Annotated in this window: 21 protein-coding genes; 12 read left to right on the top strand and 9 right to left on the bottom strand. The window is 62.7% G+C overall.

What is annotated here, in order from left to right; all coding sequences use genetic code 11:
- The first annotated feature begins 202 nt into the window (after positions 1-202).
- Together ccmA and ccmB are read left to right on the top strand one after the other, a co-directional pair.
- The gene (ccmA, locus tag GLX_RS10070) at positions 203-847 is read left to right on the top strand and encodes a heme ABC exporter ATP-binding protein CcmA (RefSeq protein WP_193360643.1); all 645 of its coding nucleotides are present in this window, start codon (positions 203-205) and stop codon (positions 845-847) included.
- 23 nt (positions 848-870) lie between these two features.
- A complete protein-coding gene (gene ccmB, locus GLX_RS10065; RefSeq protein WP_041247344.1) occupies positions 871-1524 on the top strand; it encodes a heme exporter protein CcmB in 654 nt (217 codons plus the stop codon).
- Between the two features lie 6 nt (positions 1525-1530).
- On the opposite strand, the gene GLX_RS10060 is transcribed toward ccmB, so the two are convergent.
- Complete coding sequence (locus GLX_RS10060; RefSeq protein WP_050856116.1) at positions 1531-1968, bottom strand: copper resistance CopC family protein; 438 nt, start codon at positions 1966-1968, stop codon at positions 1531-1533.
- A gap of 254 nt (positions 1969-2222) precedes the next feature.
- A complete protein-coding gene (locus GLX_RS10055) occupies positions 2223-3353 on the bottom strand; it encodes a type III PLP-dependent enzyme (RefSeq protein WP_014105859.1) in 1131 nt (376 codons plus the stop codon).
- Positions 3354-3738: 385 nt separating this feature from the next.
- Between GLX_RS10055 and GLX_RS10050 the strand changes: the two genes are divergently transcribed.
- On the top strand, positions 3739-4680 hold the full coding sequence (locus GLX_RS10050; protein WP_014105858.1) for a YihY/virulence factor BrkB family protein: 942 nt from the start codon (positions 3739-3741) through the stop codon (positions 4678-4680).
- Between the two features lie 15 nt (positions 4681-4695).
- On the opposite strand, the gene GLX_RS10045 is transcribed toward GLX_RS10050, so the two are convergent.
- Positions 4696-5235, bottom strand: a complete 540-nt coding sequence (locus GLX_RS10045) for a septal ring lytic transglycosylase RlpA family protein (RefSeq protein WP_014105857.1) — start codon at positions 5233-5235, stop codon at positions 4696-4698.
- A gap of 161 nt (positions 5236-5396) precedes the next feature.
- Between GLX_RS10045 and aroQ the strand changes: the two genes are divergently transcribed.
- Genes aroQ through accC form a run of 3 tightly spaced genes read left to right on the top strand, consistent with a single transcriptional unit; the run spans position 5397 to position 7659 of the window.
- Positions 5397-5852: a type II 3-dehydroquinate dehydratase gene (gene aroQ / locus GLX_RS10040; protein ID WP_010514708.1), complete on the top strand. Its 456-nt coding sequence runs from the start codon at positions 5397-5399 to the stop codon at positions 5850-5852.
- A complete protein-coding gene (locus GLX_RS10035) occupies positions 5849-6307 on the top strand; it encodes an acetyl-CoA carboxylase biotin carboxyl carrier protein (RefSeq protein ID WP_014105856.1) in 459 nt (152 codons plus the stop codon). Before aroQ ends, GLX_RS10035 begins: the two co-directional genes overlap by 4 nt.
- The gene (gene accC / locus GLX_RS10030; RefSeq protein ID WP_014105855.1) at positions 6307-7659 is read left to right on the top strand and encodes an acetyl-CoA carboxylase biotin carboxylase subunit; all 1353 of its coding nucleotides are present in this window, start codon (positions 6307-6309) and stop codon (positions 7657-7659) included. The genes GLX_RS10035 and accC overlap by 1 nt, the downstream gene beginning before the upstream one ends.
- A 188-nt stretch (positions 7660-7847) precedes the next feature.
- Here the strand turns inward: accC and hemH are convergent, their stop codons facing one another.
- The 3 genes from hemH to GLX_RS10020 form a co-directional block, all read right to left on the bottom strand.
- Positions 7848-8888: a ferrochelatase gene (gene hemH, locus GLX_RS10025; RefSeq protein WP_014105854.1), complete on the bottom strand. Its 1041-nt coding sequence runs from the start codon at positions 8886-8888 to the stop codon at positions 7848-7850.
- A 67-nt stretch (positions 8889-8955) separates the two neighbouring features.
- Positions 8956-9093: a hypothetical protein gene (locus GLX_RS18630; protein WP_167537201.1), complete on the bottom strand. Its 138-nt coding sequence runs from the start codon at positions 9091-9093 to the stop codon at positions 8956-8958.
- 57 nt (positions 9094-9150) lie between these two features.
- Positions 9151-10230: an A/G-specific adenine glycosylase gene (locus tag GLX_RS10020; RefSeq protein WP_041247793.1), complete on the bottom strand. Its 1080-nt coding sequence runs from the start codon at positions 10228-10230 to the stop codon at positions 9151-9153.
- A 79-nt stretch (positions 10231-10309) separates the two neighbouring features.
- On the opposite strand from GLX_RS10020, the gene GLX_RS10015 reads away from it, so the two are divergent.
- Both GLX_RS10015 and GLX_RS10010 read left to right on the top strand, forming a co-directional pair.
- Complete coding sequence (locus tag GLX_RS10015) at positions 10310-10744, top strand: DUF721 domain-containing protein (protein WP_014105852.1); 435 nt, start codon at positions 10310-10312, stop codon at positions 10742-10744.
- A 302-nt stretch (positions 10745-11046) separates the two neighbouring features.
- Positions 11047-11418, top strand: a complete 372-nt coding sequence (locus GLX_RS10010) for a hypothetical protein (RefSeq protein ID WP_041247343.1) — start codon at positions 11047-11049, stop codon at positions 11416-11418.
- Positions 11419-11421: 3 nt separating this feature from the next.
- Here GLX_RS10010 and GLX_RS10005 read toward each other — a convergent pair whose 3' ends face one another.
- The 3 genes from GLX_RS10005 to GLX_RS09995 form a co-directional block, all read right to left on the bottom strand.
- Complete coding sequence (locus GLX_RS10005; RefSeq protein WP_041247342.1) at positions 11422-12051, bottom strand: phosphoribosylanthranilate isomerase; 630 nt, start codon at positions 12049-12051, stop codon at positions 11422-11424.
- A gap of 136 nt (positions 12052-12187) precedes the next feature.
- Positions 12188-12895 carry an orotidine-5'-phosphate decarboxylase gene (gene pyrF, locus GLX_RS10000; protein WP_014105849.1) on the bottom strand — a complete coding sequence of 236 codons (708 nt, stop codon included), beginning with the start codon at positions 12893-12895 and terminating at the stop codon, positions 12188-12190.
- Positions 12896-12947: 52 nt separating this feature from the next.
- Positions 12948-13370 (bottom strand): LapA family protein, encoded by a 423-nt coding sequence (locus GLX_RS09995; protein ID WP_014105848.1) that lies wholly within the window; start codon positions 13368-13370, stop codon positions 12948-12950.
- 131 nt (positions 13371-13501) lie between these two features.
- Here GLX_RS09995 and GLX_RS09990 point away from each other — a divergent pair, with 131 nt between their 5' ends.
- The 4 genes from GLX_RS09990 to GLX_RS09975 all read left to right on the top strand — a co-directional run bounded on the left by GLX_RS09990 (position 13502) and on the right by GLX_RS09975 (position 17309).
- Entirely contained in the window at positions 13502-13786 is a 285-nt protein-coding gene (locus GLX_RS09990) for a hypothetical protein (RefSeq protein WP_014105847.1), read from the top strand.
- Positions 13787-14180: 394 nt separating this feature from the next.
- Entirely contained in the window at positions 14181-15584 is a 1404-nt protein-coding gene (locus GLX_RS09985; protein ID WP_014105846.1) for a dipeptidase, read from the top strand.
- Positions 15577-16566 carry a 4-hydroxythreonine-4-phosphate dehydrogenase PdxA gene (gene pdxA, locus GLX_RS09980; RefSeq protein ID WP_014105845.1) on the top strand — a complete coding sequence of 330 codons (990 nt, stop codon included), beginning with the start codon at positions 15577-15579 and terminating at the stop codon, positions 16564-16566. The genes GLX_RS09985 and pdxA overlap by 8 nt, the downstream gene beginning before the upstream one ends.
- Complete coding sequence (locus tag GLX_RS09975; RefSeq protein ID WP_014105844.1) at positions 16563-17309, top strand: pyridoxine 5'-phosphate synthase; 747 nt, start codon at positions 16563-16565, stop codon at positions 17307-17309. The genes pdxA and GLX_RS09975 overlap by 4 nt, the downstream gene beginning before the upstream one ends.
- Positions 17310-17377 lie beyond the last annotated feature (68 nt).

Here is a 17377-nt window from a genome sequence, read left to right as displayed (position 1 = left end):
GGGGTTTGCGGCCTTGTCGGGGACAACCTGCTTGATCTCCCAACGGGGGTAGAACATACCCGGACGCGGTTGCGACACAAGCTGGACCCGGTAACAAGAAACCGGGAGCAGGCGTTTTTTTCGCTTATGCCGCCCCTGACCCACCGATTGGAGGATTTCCGTCATTCCTGCCTTTACCCCCCCCGGCCGCCCATTGCTGGAAGTGGAAAATATATCGGTTTTCCGCGGTGAACGGCTGGTTCTGGATCGTGTCAGCTTTACGCTTGGGGCTGGTGACGCCCTGCTCCTGACCGGACCGAACGGTGCTGGCAAGTCCACTTTGCTGCGTGTACTGGCCGGATTGCGCAAACCGGAAGGCGGCCATGTGCTGTGGGCTGGCGTGGATGCGCTGGCCGACCGGAGCCAGCACGCTGGCCGCGTTGCCTATCTGGGCCACCAGGATGCGCTCAAGCTGGGGCTGACCCTGCGCGAAAACCTGACCCTTGCCATGCGCGCAAGCGGCGGAAATCCTGACCTGTGCATGGATTCACTCAATATCCTGGGCTTGGCCGAACTGCCCGCGCGCATGCTCTCAGCCGGGCAGAAACGCCGCGCGGCTCTGGCGCGCGTACTGCTGGCGCAGGCCCCGCTCTGGCTGCTTGATGAGCCAAGCCTGGGGCTGGATATCAACACCATGGACCTGCTGGGCACGCTGTTTGCGGCCCACCGGCAGGCTGGCGGAATTGTGATTGCAACCACCCACGTTCCGCTGCCCCTTCCCCATGCCCGCACGCTGGCGCTGCCGGGCCTGAACGAATCCGACATCTCGCAACCGATCGAGGATTTCCCCGAGGACGACCTGCTGTGACATTCCGGATTCCCTCCCTCATCATGGCCATCCTGGAACGTGACCTGCGCCTTGCCCTGCGCCATGGGGCGGACACGCTCGGGGCCGTGCTGTTCTTTATCCTGGCCGGTGCGCTGTTCCCGCTGGCGCTTGGCCCCTCACCCGAGCTGCTGCGGCGCATGGCGCCCGGCATTGTATGGGTGTGTGCGCTGCTGGCAGCCCTGCTGCCGTTGGACCGGCTGTTCGGCTCGGAGCTGGAAGATGGCTCTCTGGACCAGCTACTCATGACCGGGCTGCCACCATCGCTGATCGCACTGGCGAAAATGATCGCCCACTGGCTGACAACCGGCCTGCCGCTCCTGCTGGCGGCGGGGCCGCTGGCCATCATGCTGGGCATGCCAACCCCCAGCATGCCGGTCCTGCTGATCGGGCTGCTGCTGGGTACGCTCATCCTGTCGCTTATTGGCGGGATGGCGGCCTCGGTCGTGCTGGGCGCGCGGCGTGGGGGCGTGCTGCTGCCGCTGCTGGTGCTGCCGCTGACCACGCCCGCGCTGATCTTTGGCGCGGCCGCACTCGATGCGGCGCAGACCGGCCTCTCATGGGGGCCGGACCTTGAACTACTGGGGGCTTTCCTGGCTGCGGCCATTCCACTCTGCCCGCTGGCAGCGGGAGCCGGTCTGCGGGCTGCGGTGGAATAGTCCGCCCTATTTTTTTACTACGGAAGCCGCGACCGGGCTGGAAGATGCTGAAGCAGGGAGTGCTGTCGTGCCCGGGGCTGCGCCCACATCAAACGGCAGCGTACCCTGCGCCGGGTCGCCCGCCTGCCCGCGCATGCGCCAATGCAGCACGTAATGCCCCGGCGCCAGCGCCACGGTGGTGGCCAGACCATGCTGTTCGTCATCGGTGGGGGATGCCGGCAGGAGTTGCGGCACCCCGCTTGGGCCAAGCAGCAGCAGGCGGGCACGGAACGGGTCGATCACACTATTGAAAGACAGCTTCAGCGCGACATTACCCGCCGGTACAAGCTGGCCTGCCGCCGGTTCCGCATGGACCAGAACGGGTGCTGCATCCGCTCGCGCGGCAAGGCCGCCCAGCACCGTGACGAACACGCAGCAACTGCGCAATACTGTAGAAAAGGACACAGGTGGGACACCTCTGGCATGGGTTGGACTGCCGCCTGTATTCTCCCGATATGCGCAGGGCGGCAAGACTTTCATCCTGCCGCCCTGAAATCGCGCGCCGTTCTAGAGACTACGACCGATCCGCCCTTTTATAAAAATCGAGACGTTTCTGGGTGCCGCCTTTTTTCAAAAAGGCGAGGTGCCGTGAGGCTTTTTGAAAAAAAGACTTAACCAAAAACTTCCCTACGTTTCACAGAGCACTTCAGGCGCTGGACTCAGATATAGTGTTCCATGATCGGCTTGAGGCCGTTGAACCCGGTAGAGCAGTAAGTCGAGACATACGCACCGGTAGACAGCAGTTCGATCCGGTCCCCCGACTCCAGCCCGAGCGGCAGGGCGTAGGACGTTTTTTCGTACATGATGTCAGCCCCATCGCAGGTGGGACCAGCAATGGCGACCGGACCGGTTTCCATGCCATCATGCGCGGTGCGGATACCGTAGCGGATGGCTTCGCCCTCGGTCTCGGCCAGGCCGCCAAAACGACCAATGTCCAGATAGACCCAGCGCACGCCATCATTCATGCCACGGCGGCTGACCAGCACCACTTCCGACGAGACCACGCCCGCGTCACCCACCATGAAGCGCCCCGGCTCGATGATCATTTCCGGCAGGTCGTTGCCGAAATGCTCGGTCATGGCATGGCTGATCGCCACGGCAAAACGGTCGATGCCCGGCACGTCCTCGCGGTAGCGGATGGGGAAGCCACCGCCAAGGTTGATCATGCGCAACTCAAGACCTGCGGCCTTCAGGTCGGTAAACAGCATGCCTACACGGGCGATTGCCGCTTCATATGCCCCGGTTTCCGTCTGCTGGCTGCCAACGTGGAAGGACAGGCCATACGGCTCCAGCCCCAGCTCGCGGGCACGGAGCATGAGGTCACGCGCATTGTCCAGCGTGGTGCCGAACTTGCGCGACAGCGGCCAGTCCGCCCCCTCGTTCTCCACGATCAGGCGGCAGTAGACGCGTGAGCCCGGCGCGTGGCGGGCCAGCTTGTCCAGCTCTTCCGCGCAGTCAAAGGCGAACATATCCACCCCAGCCTGATAGGCGCGGGCAATGTTGCTGGCCTTCTTGACCGTATTGCCAAACGAGATGTCGGCCGCACGGGCGCCGGCTTCAAGGCACATGGAAATCTCTTCCCACGATGCGGCATCGAATGCGGACCCCAGACCGACAAGGCGGCGGAGGATGGCGTTGGCGGGATTCGCCTTGACGGCATAGTAGATCCGGGCCAGGGGCAGCGCTTCGCGCAGCGCGCGATAGCGTTCTTCCACCCGGTCAACGTCAACGACAAGGCAAGGCGTTGCAGGGGTCTGCTCAGCCAGATAACGAGCGATTTTGGGAGTCATCGCACCCAAATCCCTTCTGTTCTGCCGCCCGGATGAATACAATTCTGGAATTGCACAAACGGACAGATGTTGCGAAACGGTCTAACGGACCAGCGACCAATAAGGACCCCCACCTGTGTGGTGGCCCGATTGCCAGAACGCTTGACGTCGTTGCGTAACCTCAGAGGGCCAGTGGCACGTGCGTTGTTGCGTAGGAAGCGCATATGAGGACAATACGCGCGCCATGCAATAGAAAAATCATCCTTTTATGCAGTTTTTACCCTAGGCTGGCATCATCGTGGCACAATGCACACATGGTGGCGGCCAGAATCCGCCATCCTGACCACAGGCTCCATAACAGGACACGAATTTCCCATTGATTGGTTCCTCATCCACCGAAATCATTATGACGGAAACCCCCTCACCGACCCCCCACCTGCTCCATTTCTCATGGGCGCAGGTCAAGAAGGTGCTGCGGCAGGTCGCCCGCAATATCGTATCGGACCAGATCACGCTGGCTGCGGCGGGGTGCGCGTTCTACGCCACCCTTTCATTGTTTCCGGCCATGAGCACGCTCATCTCCCTTTATGGGCTGCTGTTTGATTTACAGACGGTGGAGCCGCAGCTTGTGGTGCTGCGTAACCTGCTGCCCCCTTCCGCCTATGATGTCATTGGCGACAGGATCCACCTGCTGGTGGCCGAATCGCATTCCTCCCTGACGTTCAACCTGATCATTTCCACCATGATCGCCACGTGGTCGGCCTCGGCGGCCACGCGTTCGCTGATCATGGCGATGAACGTGGCCTACAACACACCCGAGACACGCAGCTTCGTGCGCTTCCAGGGCATGAGCATAGCGCTCACGTTCTGTTCGATCTGCGGTGGTATCCTCACGCTTGCGCTCATGGTGGCGCTGCCGTTCCTGCTGGACTACCTGCCCGAGCACCTGTCACTGGCACCGCCGCCGGGTTCGGTTGAACTGCTGATCCACATGGGCGCCCCCTTCCTCATGCTGCTGTTCGTGCTGTCGCTCTGTTCGGTGCTGTACCGCTTCGGGCCGAACCGACCGCATACCTACTGGCGCTGCATCCTGCCCGGCTCGGTGGGGGCCACGCTGCTGTGGCTACTCTCGTCTTCAGGGTTTTCCTATTATGTCAGCCATATCGCGAGCTACAGCGCCACATACGGGCCGCTGGGTGCGTTCATCGCCATCATGATGTGGTTCTATGTCTCGGCCTATGTGGTACTGCTTGGCGCGGAACTGAACGCGGGTCTGGAAATCGAGATGAACCTGCGCTGCGCGACCGACAACACGATGGAAGGCTGGACCAAGCACCAGTCACTATAAGGTCTGGTGCCTGCCCTAGCGCGGGGCGCTGGCCACTTCCTCATCGGCGAGTTCTACATCGACAAGGGCCGTGCCTGCGCCCAGCATGCCAAGCTGGCGCGCCGCCTCACGCGAAAGGTCAAGGATCCGGTGGGCACCAAACGGCCCCCTGTCATTGACGCGCACGATAACGGACCGCCCTGTCTGCCTGGAGCGCACCAGCAGACGGGTGCCAAAAGGCAACTGTGTATGGGCCGCCGTAAGGGCACCGGGATCAAATCCCTCCCCCGATGCGGTGCCTCGGCCCTTGCCATACCAACTTGCCACGCCATGCTGGCTCCAGTGCAGGGGCACATATGACATGACAGGGGGCCGTGACAGGGCTGGCGCGCGCCGCACCAGGCCCCGCGCACCGTGCCGCATGACCGCACCATGGCGTGCCATCGCGCAGGCGACATTCGTGGCGCCGGAAACCGCCAGCATGAGACAGGCCATGACAACCGGCCATGCAAGACGTGTCGCAGGGCCATAACCTGTCCCCGCGCCACCGCAGTGGTGATCGGGATATCCAGTCATGGCCTGAGTATAGCACGATATGGTCCATTATCCTATCATTACACTCCTGTCGGTAGCCATGCGTGCGGGCCGCCACGGATGGCGGGAATAATGGGCTTCAGGATCACGCCATCCATCAACAGGCTTGGAACACGGCGGTGAGCGTGCTAGGCGCGTGCATCATGGAGCGCCCTCTCATTGCCGTGCTGAACGGCCCCAACCTCAATATGCTCGGACTCAGGCAGCCCGAGGTCTATGGTCACGCCACCCTTGATGACGTAGAGCAGGTCTGTGTACAGGCCGCCGAACGGCTGGATGTGGCCATTGACTTCCGCCAGACCAATGGGGAGGGGGAGCTCGTTTCATGGATACAGGAATGCCGGGGCCGCGCACGCGGCATCATCATCAACCCGGCAGCCTATTCCCACACTTCGGTCGCAATCCTTGACGCGCTTCTTGCCGTTGATCTGCCCGTGATCGAGGTGCACATCTCCAACATTCACCGCCGTGAAGCCTTCCGTCATCACTCCTACGTCTCCCGCGCCGCCATTGGCGTCATATGCGGGCTGGGCGTACGGGGGTATGCTCTGGCGCTTCAGGCCATGACAGACATGATTCTGGACGAGGACGATCAATGAGCCGACTGCTCGTGGATGCGGATGCCATTCGGGCATTGGCTGAGATTCTGACCGATACCGGCCTGACCGAGATCGAGATCGCGGAAAAGGACAATCGCATCCGCGTGGTCCGCGCGGCCACCCCCGTCGCCCACGCCGTGCCGGCCCCGGCACCTGTGGCAGCCCCGCAGGCTGCACCCGTGGCTCCGGCGGAAGCCCCTGCGGGCGACCTGTCCAAGCACCCCGGCGCCGTGACCAGCCCCATGGTGGGTGTGGCCTATCTGGCACCCGACCCGTCTTCCCCTCCCTTCGTAACCGAAGGCCAGCAGGTCACTGCGGGCCAGACCCTGCTGCTGATTGAGGCGATGAAGACCTTCAACCAGATCAAGGCGCCACGCGCGGGCACGCTGAGCAAGGTACTGATCGAATCGGGTGAGCCGGTCGAGTTCGGCGAAGCGCTGGTCATCATAGAGTAATGTTTTCCAAGATCCTCATTGCCAATCGTGGCGAGATCGCCCTGCGCATCCTGCGGGCCTGCCGCGAACTGGGCATTCCCACCGTTGCCGTGCATTCCACTGCGGATGCGGATGCCATGTATGTCCGCCTGGCGGATGAAGCGGTGTGCATCGGCCCGCCGGCCAGCCGCGACTCGTACCTGAATGTCGCGGCCATCCTGTCGGCCGCCACCATCACGGGTGCGGATGCGATCCATCCCGGTTACGGCTTCCTGTCGGAAAACGCCGATTTTGCCGAAACGGTGGAAGCCCACGGCATTACCTTCATCGGCCCCACGGCGGAACATATCCGCATGATGGGTGACAAGATCACCGCCAAGACCACCATGATGGCGCTAGGCGTGCCGCTAGTCCCCGGATCGGACGGCGCGCTGGAAAGCCTTGAGCAGGCGCGCGAGGTCGCGGCGAAAGTTGGCTACCCCGTACTGATCAAGGCGGCGGCAGGCGGCGGCGGGCGCGGCATGAAGGTTGCCCCCACCGAGGCCGACCTGGAGGAAGCGTGGAGCGTGGCCCGCACCGAGGCCCGTGCCGCATTTGGCAATGATGAGGTCTATCTCGAGAAATACCTCGACAAGCCGCGTCATATCGAACTGCAGATCATGGCGGACACGCATGGTAACGTGGTGCATTTTGGCGAGCGCGACTGCTCGCTGCAGCGCCGCCACCAGAAACTGCTCGAAGAAGCAGGCTCCCCCGCCCTGACCGCGCAGCAGCGTGACGAGATCGGCCAGATTGCAACCTCCGCCCTGACAAAGCTCGGCTACCGCAACGCCGGCACGCTTGAGTTCCTGTACCAGGACGGGCAGTTCTGCTTCATCGAGATGAACACCCGCCTTCAGGTGGAACATCCGGTGACGGAAATGGTGTGTGATGTGGACCTGGTACGCGAGCAGATCCGCATCGCGGCGGGCGAACCGATGGGCTACAGCCAGTCGGACATCAAGTTCTCCGGCCATGCGATCGAATGCCGCATCAATGCCGAAGACCCGCAGACCTTCATGCCCACGCCGGGCACGATTACTGTCTATCACCCGCCGGGAGGGCTGGGCGTGCGAATCGACAGCGCGCTTTATGCGGGTTACCGCGTGCCGCCGTATTACGACAGCATGATCGCCAAGCTGATCGTGCGCGCGCCCACGCGGCTTGAGGCCATCGAACGCATGCGCCGCGCGCTGGATGAGTTCGTGATCGAAGGCGTCAAGACGGTCATCCCGCTGCACCGCAAGATTCTGGAAGACCCCCAGTTCCGCAAGGGTGATTACACCATCCACTGGCTGGAAAACTTCGTGGCCCGGCAGCAAGAGAAAAGCTGAACCGGATCGCACACGAAAACAGAAACCACAAAAAAGGCGGTACCATGATGGTGCCGCCCTTTTTTTAAGACTGTCTGGAGCCTGTTGGGAATGAGCGTAAGCTGATGATCGCGGCGACCAGATTGATTATAATATACTGTTTTGAAAAGTTTTTTCTGGATACCGGGCAGAGTTGTCGCACAATCCGACTACGGCTGGCGCGGCATCCAACCCTGCAATTCTTGCCGCACAAGAGTTTCAAGCAGGTCAATGGCATCAGGGGAATTGTTCAGGCACGGGATCAGCGCCAGTTCCTTACCCCCCGCCTTGATAAAAGCATCGCCTGCCTCGTTGCCGATTTCGTCCAGCGTTTCGATACAGTCGGAGATGAATCCGGGTGTGATCACGGCAATACGCTCGATCCCCTGCGCGGGCAGGGATTCGATAAACGGGGCAGTATAGGGCTCCAGCCATTTTGCCGGACCAAAGCGGGACTGGAAGGTCAGCGGCATCATCTGGGCGTCGTATCCCATGGCGCGGCGCAGGGCGGTTATGGTGCGCGCGCATTCATCCGCATAGCTATCGCCCTTTTCCACATACACCCTGGGCAGACCATGGAAGGACGCCACGATCATCTGCGGCATGAAATCCAGCGTCTTGAGCCGGGCAGTAATGGAACGGGCCAACGCTGCAATATAGGCCGGATGGTCAGAAAAGGCTGGCAGGGTACGAATGGCGGGCTGGTTGCGCATGCGCATGAGCACACGGAACGCCTGATCGTTGGCCGTGGCCGTGGTGGTCGCGCTGTATTGCGGGTAAAGCGGGGCCAGCAGGATCCGATCACAGCCCTGCGCCACCAGTTCATGCAACGCCTGACGGATGGAAGGCGCGCCATAGCGCATGCCCCATGCCACTGGCACATTATCCGCCGCCAGCCTTGCGCCCAGCCCTTCGGCCTGATCACGCGTATAGGTGCGTAGCGGGCTTTCATCACGGTCGTGATGCCAGATCCGGTGATATGCCTCGCCCGACTTACGGGGGCGGAAAGTCAGCACCGGCCCATAGAGGATAGGCTTCCAGATCAGGGGGCTGGCTTCGATAATACGCCGGTCCGACAGGAATTCCGCCAGATACCGCCGCACGGCCGCATAGCCGGTACCATCCGGGGTGCCCAGATTGCTCAGTAGCACCCCGGTGCGTGGCGCGACATCTTTGTATGGTGCCGCGCGTTGTATGGTCATGAATGTCATGCCATGGCTGCTACAGGAAGCCGGGGCGTGATGCAAAGCAGCGCAGACAGGGTTCTGCTACCTCTCTTTACATGCCCCGATCATGGCGGCGGGCGCGAACCCGCACGGGCTGCAATGCCTGGGCCTGCAAGGTAAAATAACGCGCGACACCGGCAATACCCAGCACGGCGACAACAGGGGAAAGCATCTGGACAAAAGCGAACATCAACGGTCCCTTTCCTTATCGGACAGGAATCAGTGAACCGCGCGTTTCCTACCCACGTCAATCAAAAACATGCGCGGACTGCGCCAGACTGATACATTTGCGCATGAGCGAGGGCAGCGCCACTTCATCATCCCCCGTGCGGTGGACCATCCCCTCCGCTGCGACCAGGCTATTGGGAAAGCTCTGCACACACGCGGCATAGACATCCACCAGCAGGGTGAAATGGGTAAAGACATGCTTGACCTGCCCTACCTTATGCCATTGCGGGCGCAGGCGAGAAGCCGTGGGCGCATGGGCCATGGCTTCCGTGTCCGACCATGGGGCGTCACGCCATACCGGCCCCGGCAAGCCCATCATGCCGCCCAGCAGACCCTTTTCGGGGCGACGGACCAGCAGCAGACCGCCGGCACTGTCCACCATGCAGAAATGCACCCCGTAGCGCACCGGGCGTACGGGCTTTGCCGCACGCCGCGGCAAGGTGGCCGCGATTCCCTGCCGGTTCGCAGCACATGTTTCCCGCCATGGACACAGCACGCAGGCAGGCGTGCGCGGCGTGCAGATGCCGGCACCCAGGTCAAACAGTGCCTGAGCAAAATCAGACGGGCGGGCGCGGGCAAGCGCATCCCCGTTCAGCGTCATGGCCCGGCGGGCTATGGCCTTGCGCGCAGCAGGCAGCGGATCAGTCAGGGCAAAGAGGCGTGTGGTCACGCGCTCCACATTCCCGTCTACCGGCACGACGGGGCGACCAAAGGCGATGGCGGCAATGGCGGCAGCGGTATAGGCACCGATTCCCGGCAGTTCCAGCAACCCTTCCACCGTATCGGGAAACCGGCCGCCGCTGGCCGCCACAACCTGCGCGCAGGCATGCAGGTTGCGCGCGCGGGCGTAGTAGCCAAGACCCGCCCACAGCGCCATGACCCGGTCCTGCGGCGCGCGGGCCAGTGCGCCCACATCGGGGAAAGCGGCAAGGAAACGCTCGAAATACGGCATGACCGCCGTAACCGTGGTCTGCTGGAGCATGATTTCGCTCAGCCAGACCCGATAGGCATCTGCGCTCTGGCCCGGCAGGGCGCGCCATGGCAGGATGCGACGGTGCCGGTCATACCAGCGTAACAGATCGGCAGCAGAAGGTAACACGGACCCGTTTATGACGAACCCGCCGCCCGCCAGCAAGCGAAAGAATGCTCCCACTCCGGTCGAGCCGCCCCGGCGGGCCATGCGCGCGCGCAGTCTGGCGGCCCTGCTGCCCGCTGTCAGCCGCCCTGTGTTTCGCAAGCAATCGGCCACTGCGGTGCAGGTCATGACGGACTGGCCCGATATTGTCGGCCCGCACCTTGCGGCCCTGACCGTGCCACGCAGGCTGGGTGCGGGCACACTAACGGTTGCCTGCTCCGGCCCCGTGGCGATGGAACTACAGCACCTGGCCCCCACCGTGATCGCGCGCATCAACACCACATGCGGTCAGGGCGTGGTCAAACGACTAAAAATGGTGCAGGACCTGACCGTACTTCCCCGCCCGCAACCCCGCCCCCAGCGACAGCCTACCCCGGCCCCGGTCCGGATTGACGACATGCCCGATGGACCGCTGAAGGATGCACTGGCGCGACTGGGGGGATGGATGGGCACACGGCGCAATCCGGGGGGAGGGTAGACATTGCTGCCCATGGCATGCCCTGAAGCCATGAGCTTTCTGAAAGCTCCCGGTGAAGCTTTTTTCAGAAAACTTCAGGCTCCCTGCTTTGGGAAAAGCACTACCTGAAGAAATCTTTATTAATATTTATCAACTGTCTATTTAGAAAATTTCGTGTCACCAACCTGCAATGCCACATACATGCCGCATCCTCCTGCCATCACAACAGTCTTGTTACACAGGCATGCAGGATGAGGTGGATATTTACCTGTCCTGTGCCAATATCGGATAACAGCACGATGCCTGAAAAAGGAAGCGAGCATATGCGTAAGGTAGCCCTGTTGCTGGCCGTGTCCATGGGGCTGGTCGGTGTATTGCCCGCGCCCTCCGCCTATGCCTGGCACGGAGGTGGATGGGGCGGCGGATGGCATGGTGGTGGCTGGCGTGGCGGCGGCTGGGGATGGCGTCCCGGCTGGGGCTGGGGCGGCTTTGGCATGGGCATTGCCGCCGGCACGGCGCTGGGTGTGGCCATGTCACCCTACCGCTACCGGCCCTATTACGGCGGGTATGGCTATCCAGCCTACGGATATCCGGTCTACGGGTATCCGCCGCCGCCGGTTTATGCCTATCCGCCGCCACCACCACCACCGCCACCACCGGCCTATTATGGTGGCTATTATTACGGCGGTTATTAGCGATCAGGCGGAGTTTCGGGCAGCCTGCACGAAGCGATGGATCAGGGTGGCTGACTTGATACCGGGAGCGGATTCCACCCCCGATGAAACGTCGACCGCCCGCGCCCCGCTCTGGCGTATGGCAAGCTGGACATTATCCGGGTCCAGACCTCCTGCCAGCAGCCAGGGTACGGGGGCCTGCCACTTCTGTGTCAGGACCCAGTCAAAGCGGTGGGCATTGCCGCCAGGCCGGTCCGACCCGGTGGGGGGGCGTGATTCAATGACCAGCCTATCCACCGCGCACGCCTGCGGCAGGTCGGCCCTGCTGGCAATTCCCGCCGCCAGCCATACCGGCAGGCCGAAACGCGCCCGGATGGCCGTGGCACGTGCCGCATCATCATAGATCTGCAGGCCATCAAGGGGCACATGGTCCAGCACCTCCGCGATCTGCACATCGGTGGGGCGCACAAACAGGCCGATACGCTGCGGTCCTGCCTTGGGCATGGTACGCGCCAGCATGCCCGCTTCCTGCGCTGTGACATGGCGGGGCGAGCGGGCAAAGAACACGAACCCGACCCAGTCCGCCCCTGCCTCACAGGCCGCATCCAGCCCCGCACGGTCACGCAGGCCGCATATCTTGACACGCACCGTCATCATCCGTTCGCCTTGGAGGGTGTTTGAAAAGGATAAAAGTTTTCGGGTGCTACCTTTTTCCGAAAAGACAGCATTTTCTGAAGCTTTTTGGAAAAAGCTTTACCAAAAACTTCTTTATGCTTCTGTTTTCTGATGTTCAGGCCGCCAGTTCGGCTGCGATTGCGGCAGCGGCAGCAGCCGGGTCGGCGGCGCGGGTAATGGGACGGCCCACCACAATCCAGTCCGCGCCCGCTTCGCGCGCCTGTGCGGGGGTCATGATCCGCTTCTGGTCGCCTGCGTCACTCCCGGTGGGGCGGATGCCGGGCACCACCAGAACGGGCGCATCCCCCAGTGCCTGCCGCAGGGGCGCAATCTCGTGCGGGGAGCAGATCAGGCCGTCCGTCCCGGCTTCCATGGCCAAACGACCAAGGCGGATCACCTGTGCCGCCACACTGCCCGCAACGCCTGTTTCATGCAGGGCCGCTTCATCCATGCTGGTCAGCACCGTCACACCCAGCAGCAACGGCCGGGCCTGTGCCGGAAAGGTTGCATCCACTGCCGCTCGTGCCGCCGCGATCATGGCGCGACCACCCGATGCATGAATGGTCAGCATGGCGGGTCGGACCGCAGCAAGGCTACCAATGGCGGAAGCCACGGTGTTGGGAATATCATGCAGTTTCAGGTCAAGGAACAGCGGACTGTCCCCTGCCACCGCGCGCACCGCCTCCAGCCCGCTTGCATAAGTGAACTCCAGCCCCAGCTTGACCGCCCCGACATAAGGGGCAGTTACATGCCGCAGGACCTCGGCCTGCGCCGTGTCCTTGGTATCGAGGGCAACAATCAGGCGGGTGGACCGTCCACGCATTGGCGGTACTCCAGAAACAGACAGCAGGTTGTGGCAGGGCGACCGGAAGGGTTCAGGATTCCGAAGGGCGTTCCGGTGTAGGGGGGGCTTCGGTCATAGCCGTGCCTGCGGCAGCCGGGGGCGAGTGCACTGCTACGGGCTGGGCCGCCGCATAGGCCTGCACCATGGGGGAACTGGTCGGGGCGGAAGCCAGACCTACCGGGCGGGCAACGGCAGCATCATCCGCTGGCAGGCTGGCGCGCAGGGCGCGCAGTTCCTGTTCAGCCCGGCGGGCACGACGCATCTGACGCAGCACCACGATCCATACACTGGCTGACCCGGTGGCATAGAACAGGGCGGCCACCAGCAGGGCCAGCACGCCGGGCGATGACGTCCATTTCCACTGCAGCCATGACAGTTCCACCGGCGCCTGATTGCAGGCCGCGAAAATGATCAGTGCCACGATCACGGGCAGGGTAATGAAAAGACGTATCATGATCCTGTTCCCTACCCCCAACAACGGACACCTGCAAGAAAATCAATTCATCAGCGCGCTGCTTGCACTGCAGACCACGACCATGCTTGCCTGCATGAACGCTACCGTAAACTGGAACAGGGGCAAAGCAGATGGGCAAGGTTGTCGCATTCCGGACCACTGCGCGGCATGATGAATCATGGGCGGTCGTGACTTCCACCGGGCGCGAAACGCGCATCGCCAGCATCTATCCCACCCGTACCGCCGCCCAGGCGGATTGCGAATGGCGCAACCGCCAGGTCGCGGCCTACCGCAATTTTCTTGAACGCAATGAAACTGCGATCCCCCATTACACTATCCGCCCCTACCGCCGCGCGGACCTGCCGCGCGCATGGCGGCCACTGCCCGCGCTGGGGTTCCTGCACGGGCAGAGCTGAGCACGCGGGCGTTGCACACCATCCGTAGTTTTATGGAAAACTCACTGCGGCAGCAGGCAGGATCATTGCATCCTAAATCTGCTGATCAAATACCACAATATCCGCTTCAGGGCAGTGCAGGACATGGGTAGACGACCCCATATTCACTGTACAATGGCTTCAGGTCTTCCTGATCGTCATCAATAAAAGTAAGGAGCTGGCATGTTCCGTACATTCTTTTGCATGGCCGGTCATGATCTGACTGTACGGCGTGGACCTATCCCATCAAAACGCAGGCATATTCCTCAAACCAGTTTCGTGCCCCGCAGGGACACGTTGCTTTTGGCTTCATAACAGGCAAAATCCCTTTCATCCCATCCGGGCCGCCCGATGCCTGTCACATGACGGAGAATGCATGACCAGTATCCCCCCTTCCCTTTCTCCCGTTCTGGAACAGGCGGACCGCACACTTGATGCAGCGCTGGAACGGCTGTTTGCCTTCCTGCGCATTCCCAGCATTTCCACCCAGCCCGAACATGCAGATGACTGCAGGCGGGCAGCGGAATGGCTGCATGCGCAACTCGATGAACTCGGGTTTGACGTAACGCTGCATGCAACACCCGGCCACCCCATTCTGGTTGCCCATGACCGCACGCCCCCCGAAGGGCCACATGTGCTGTTCTATGGCCATTACGATGTCCAGCCTGTCGATCCGCTGAACCTGTGGGAGAGCGGCCCGTTCGAGCCGAAGCTGGTAACGGGTGCTGATGGCACCACGCGCATCGTGGCGCGCGGCGCATCGGACGACAAGGGTCAGGTGATGACCTTCATCGAGGCCATCCGCGCCATCCGCGCCACCACGGGCACGCTTCCGGTGCATATCTCGCTGCTGATCGAGGGCGAGGAAGAATGCGGCGGCCCAAGCCTTGTCCCCTTCATGGACAGCCACCGGGATGAACTGCGCGCCGATGTGGGACTGATCTGCGACACCGCCATGCTGCCCGGCGTACCCGCCGTAACCACCACGCTGCGCGGCATGCTGGGCGAGGAAATCCACCTGCGCTGTGCAACCCGCGACCTGCATTCAGGCGTATACGGCAATGCTGCGCGCAACCCGGCGGAACTGCTGTGCAGCATCCTGTCCTCCATCCGCGATGGGGACGGCCGTGTCGTACTGCCCGGCTTTTACGCGGGCGTGGAAGAGCCTGCTCCCGCCCTGCGCGCGCGCTGGCGCGAAATTGCACCTGATGACGCGACCTTCCTGGGTGAGGTCGGGCTGTCCGTCCCAGCGGGCGAGAAAGGCTACACCGCCATCGAACAGACATGGTGCCGCCCCAGCTTCGAGATCAACGGCATTTCCAGCGGCTATACCGGCGAAGGGTTCAAGACCGTACTGCCGGGCGAGGCGGTGGCCAAGGTCTCGTTCCGGCTGGTGGCGGGGCAGGACCCCGTTCATATCCGGCAGGCTTTCTGTGCCCATGTGCGCGCCATGCTGCCCGATGACTGCACGGTGACCTTTACCCCCTGTGGCGGCTCGACCGCCAGCGCGCTGCCCAATGATGCCTTCGGACTACAACCAACACTGCGCGCACTGAGCGCGGAATGGGATACCCCGGCCGTGACCATCGGCTGTGGCGGCTCGATCCCGGTGGCGGGCGACATGCAGCGCATACTGGGCATGCCCGCCCTGCTGGTGGGTTTTGCGCTGGATGACGACCGCGCCCATTCCCCCAACGAAAAATATGAGCTGACTTCCTTCCACAAGGGCATGCGCTCATGGGTCCGCATCCTGCACGCCATGGCGCGCAAGGATGGCTGAGGAAAGCCGTCCCCTTGCCCTGACCATGGGGGACCCGGCGGGGATCGGGCCGGAAATCACGGCAGGTGCGTGGCGCAGCCTACACGAAAGCAGTCTGCGCTTTGCCGTGCTGGGCGATGCGGCGCTGATCGCGCGCTCTGGCGTGCCGGTGCGTGAGATTGATACCATCGGACAGACGGCGGATGTGTTTGCCCATGCGGTGCCTGTGCTACCAATCCCCCTTGCCGCCCCGGCCATTGCCGGGGAACCGGACAGCCGCAATGCTGGCGCCATCACCACATCCATCGCACGAGCGGTGGAACTGGCGCGCAACGGGCAGGCAGGGGCTGTGGTGACCAACCCGATCAGCAAGATCGTGCTGAAGAAAGCGGGTTTCGCCTATCCCGGCCATACCGAATACCTTGCCGCATTGTGCAACGTGCCGGGGCGCGAGGTTATGATGCTGGCCTGCCCCGAACTGCGCGTGGTGCCCATCACCATCCATGTCGGCCTGCGGCGTGCGCTGGATGAACTCACGACCGAGGGCATCATGACCGCCACCCGTACCACCCATGCCGCCCTGATCCGGGATTTTGGCATTGCGGCCCCGCGCATCGCCATGGCCGGGCTGAACCCGCATGCGGGCGAGGATGGCAGTATGGGCACGGAGGAGCAGACGATCATCATCCCCGCCATGAAGACCCTGCGTGCCGAAGGCATGGATATCACCGGCCCCTGGCCACCGGACACCATGTTCACGCCCCCTGCCCGCGCGCGCTACGATGTAGCGATGTGCATGTACCATGACCAAGCGCTGATCCCGCTCAAGACCATCGACATGGCAAACGGGGTCAATACCACGCTGGGGCTGCCGATCATCCGCACATCACCCGATCACGGCACTGCCTTTGACATAGCCGGGCGCGGCGTGGCCGACCCGGCCAGCCTTGTGGCCGCCCTGGATATGGCACGGCAGATGGCCCAACACAGGAACCAGACATGAGCGCTTCCTCCTCCATCCCGATCCGGCTGGGCGTGAACATCGACCATGTTGCCACCGTGCGCAACGCACGGGGCGGCCCGCATCCCGATCCGGTACTGGCGGCATTGCTGGCCCAGAAATCCGGGGCGGATGGCATTACCGCCCATTTGCGTGAGGACCGCCGCCACATCCGCGATACCGACCTTGAGCGCCTGCGCGCGGAACTGGCCATTCCACTGAACATGGAAATGGCGGCTACCGAAGAAATGACCGCCATCGCCACCCGCCTGCGCCCGCATGCCTGCTGCCTGGTGCCCGAGCGGCGGCAGGAAGTCACGACCGAGGGCGGGCTTGACGTGCGCGGGCAGGTAGCCAGCCTTGCGCCGCGCATTGCCCGCATGCGGGATGCGGGAATCCGGGTCTCGCTGTTTATCGACCCTGATGCCGCGCAGATCGAATCCGCAGCGCAACTGGGGGCCGCCGTGGTGGAACTGCACACTGGTGCCTATGCCGATGCAGTGGATGACACCGCGCGCGCCGTGGAACTCGGCCGCCTGACCACGGGGGCGGACCACGCGGCACGCTGCGGGCTGGAGGTTCATGCGGGCCATGGCCTGACCTATGCGAATGTCAGCCCGGTCGCCGCCCTGCCACAGGTGATGGAACTGAATATCGGGCATTTCCTGATCGGTCAGGCCATCTTTGATGGGTTGCCCGCAGTCATCCACCACATGAAGGATGTGATTGCCGCCGCACGAAAGTAAGAGACGTTTTTGGTGAAGCTTTTTCCCAAAAAGCTTCAAAGAACGCCGCCTTTTAAAAAAAGGCGGCA

It is taken from the genome of Komagataeibacter medellinensis NBRC 3288 (assembly GCF_000182745.2).
Classification (GTDB): Bacteria; Pseudomonadota; Alphaproteobacteria; order Acetobacterales; family Acetobacteraceae; genus Komagataeibacter; species Komagataeibacter medellinensis.
Note: the sequence above shows the minus strand (reverse complement) of the source record. Positions and strands in the feature narration are given on the sequence as shown.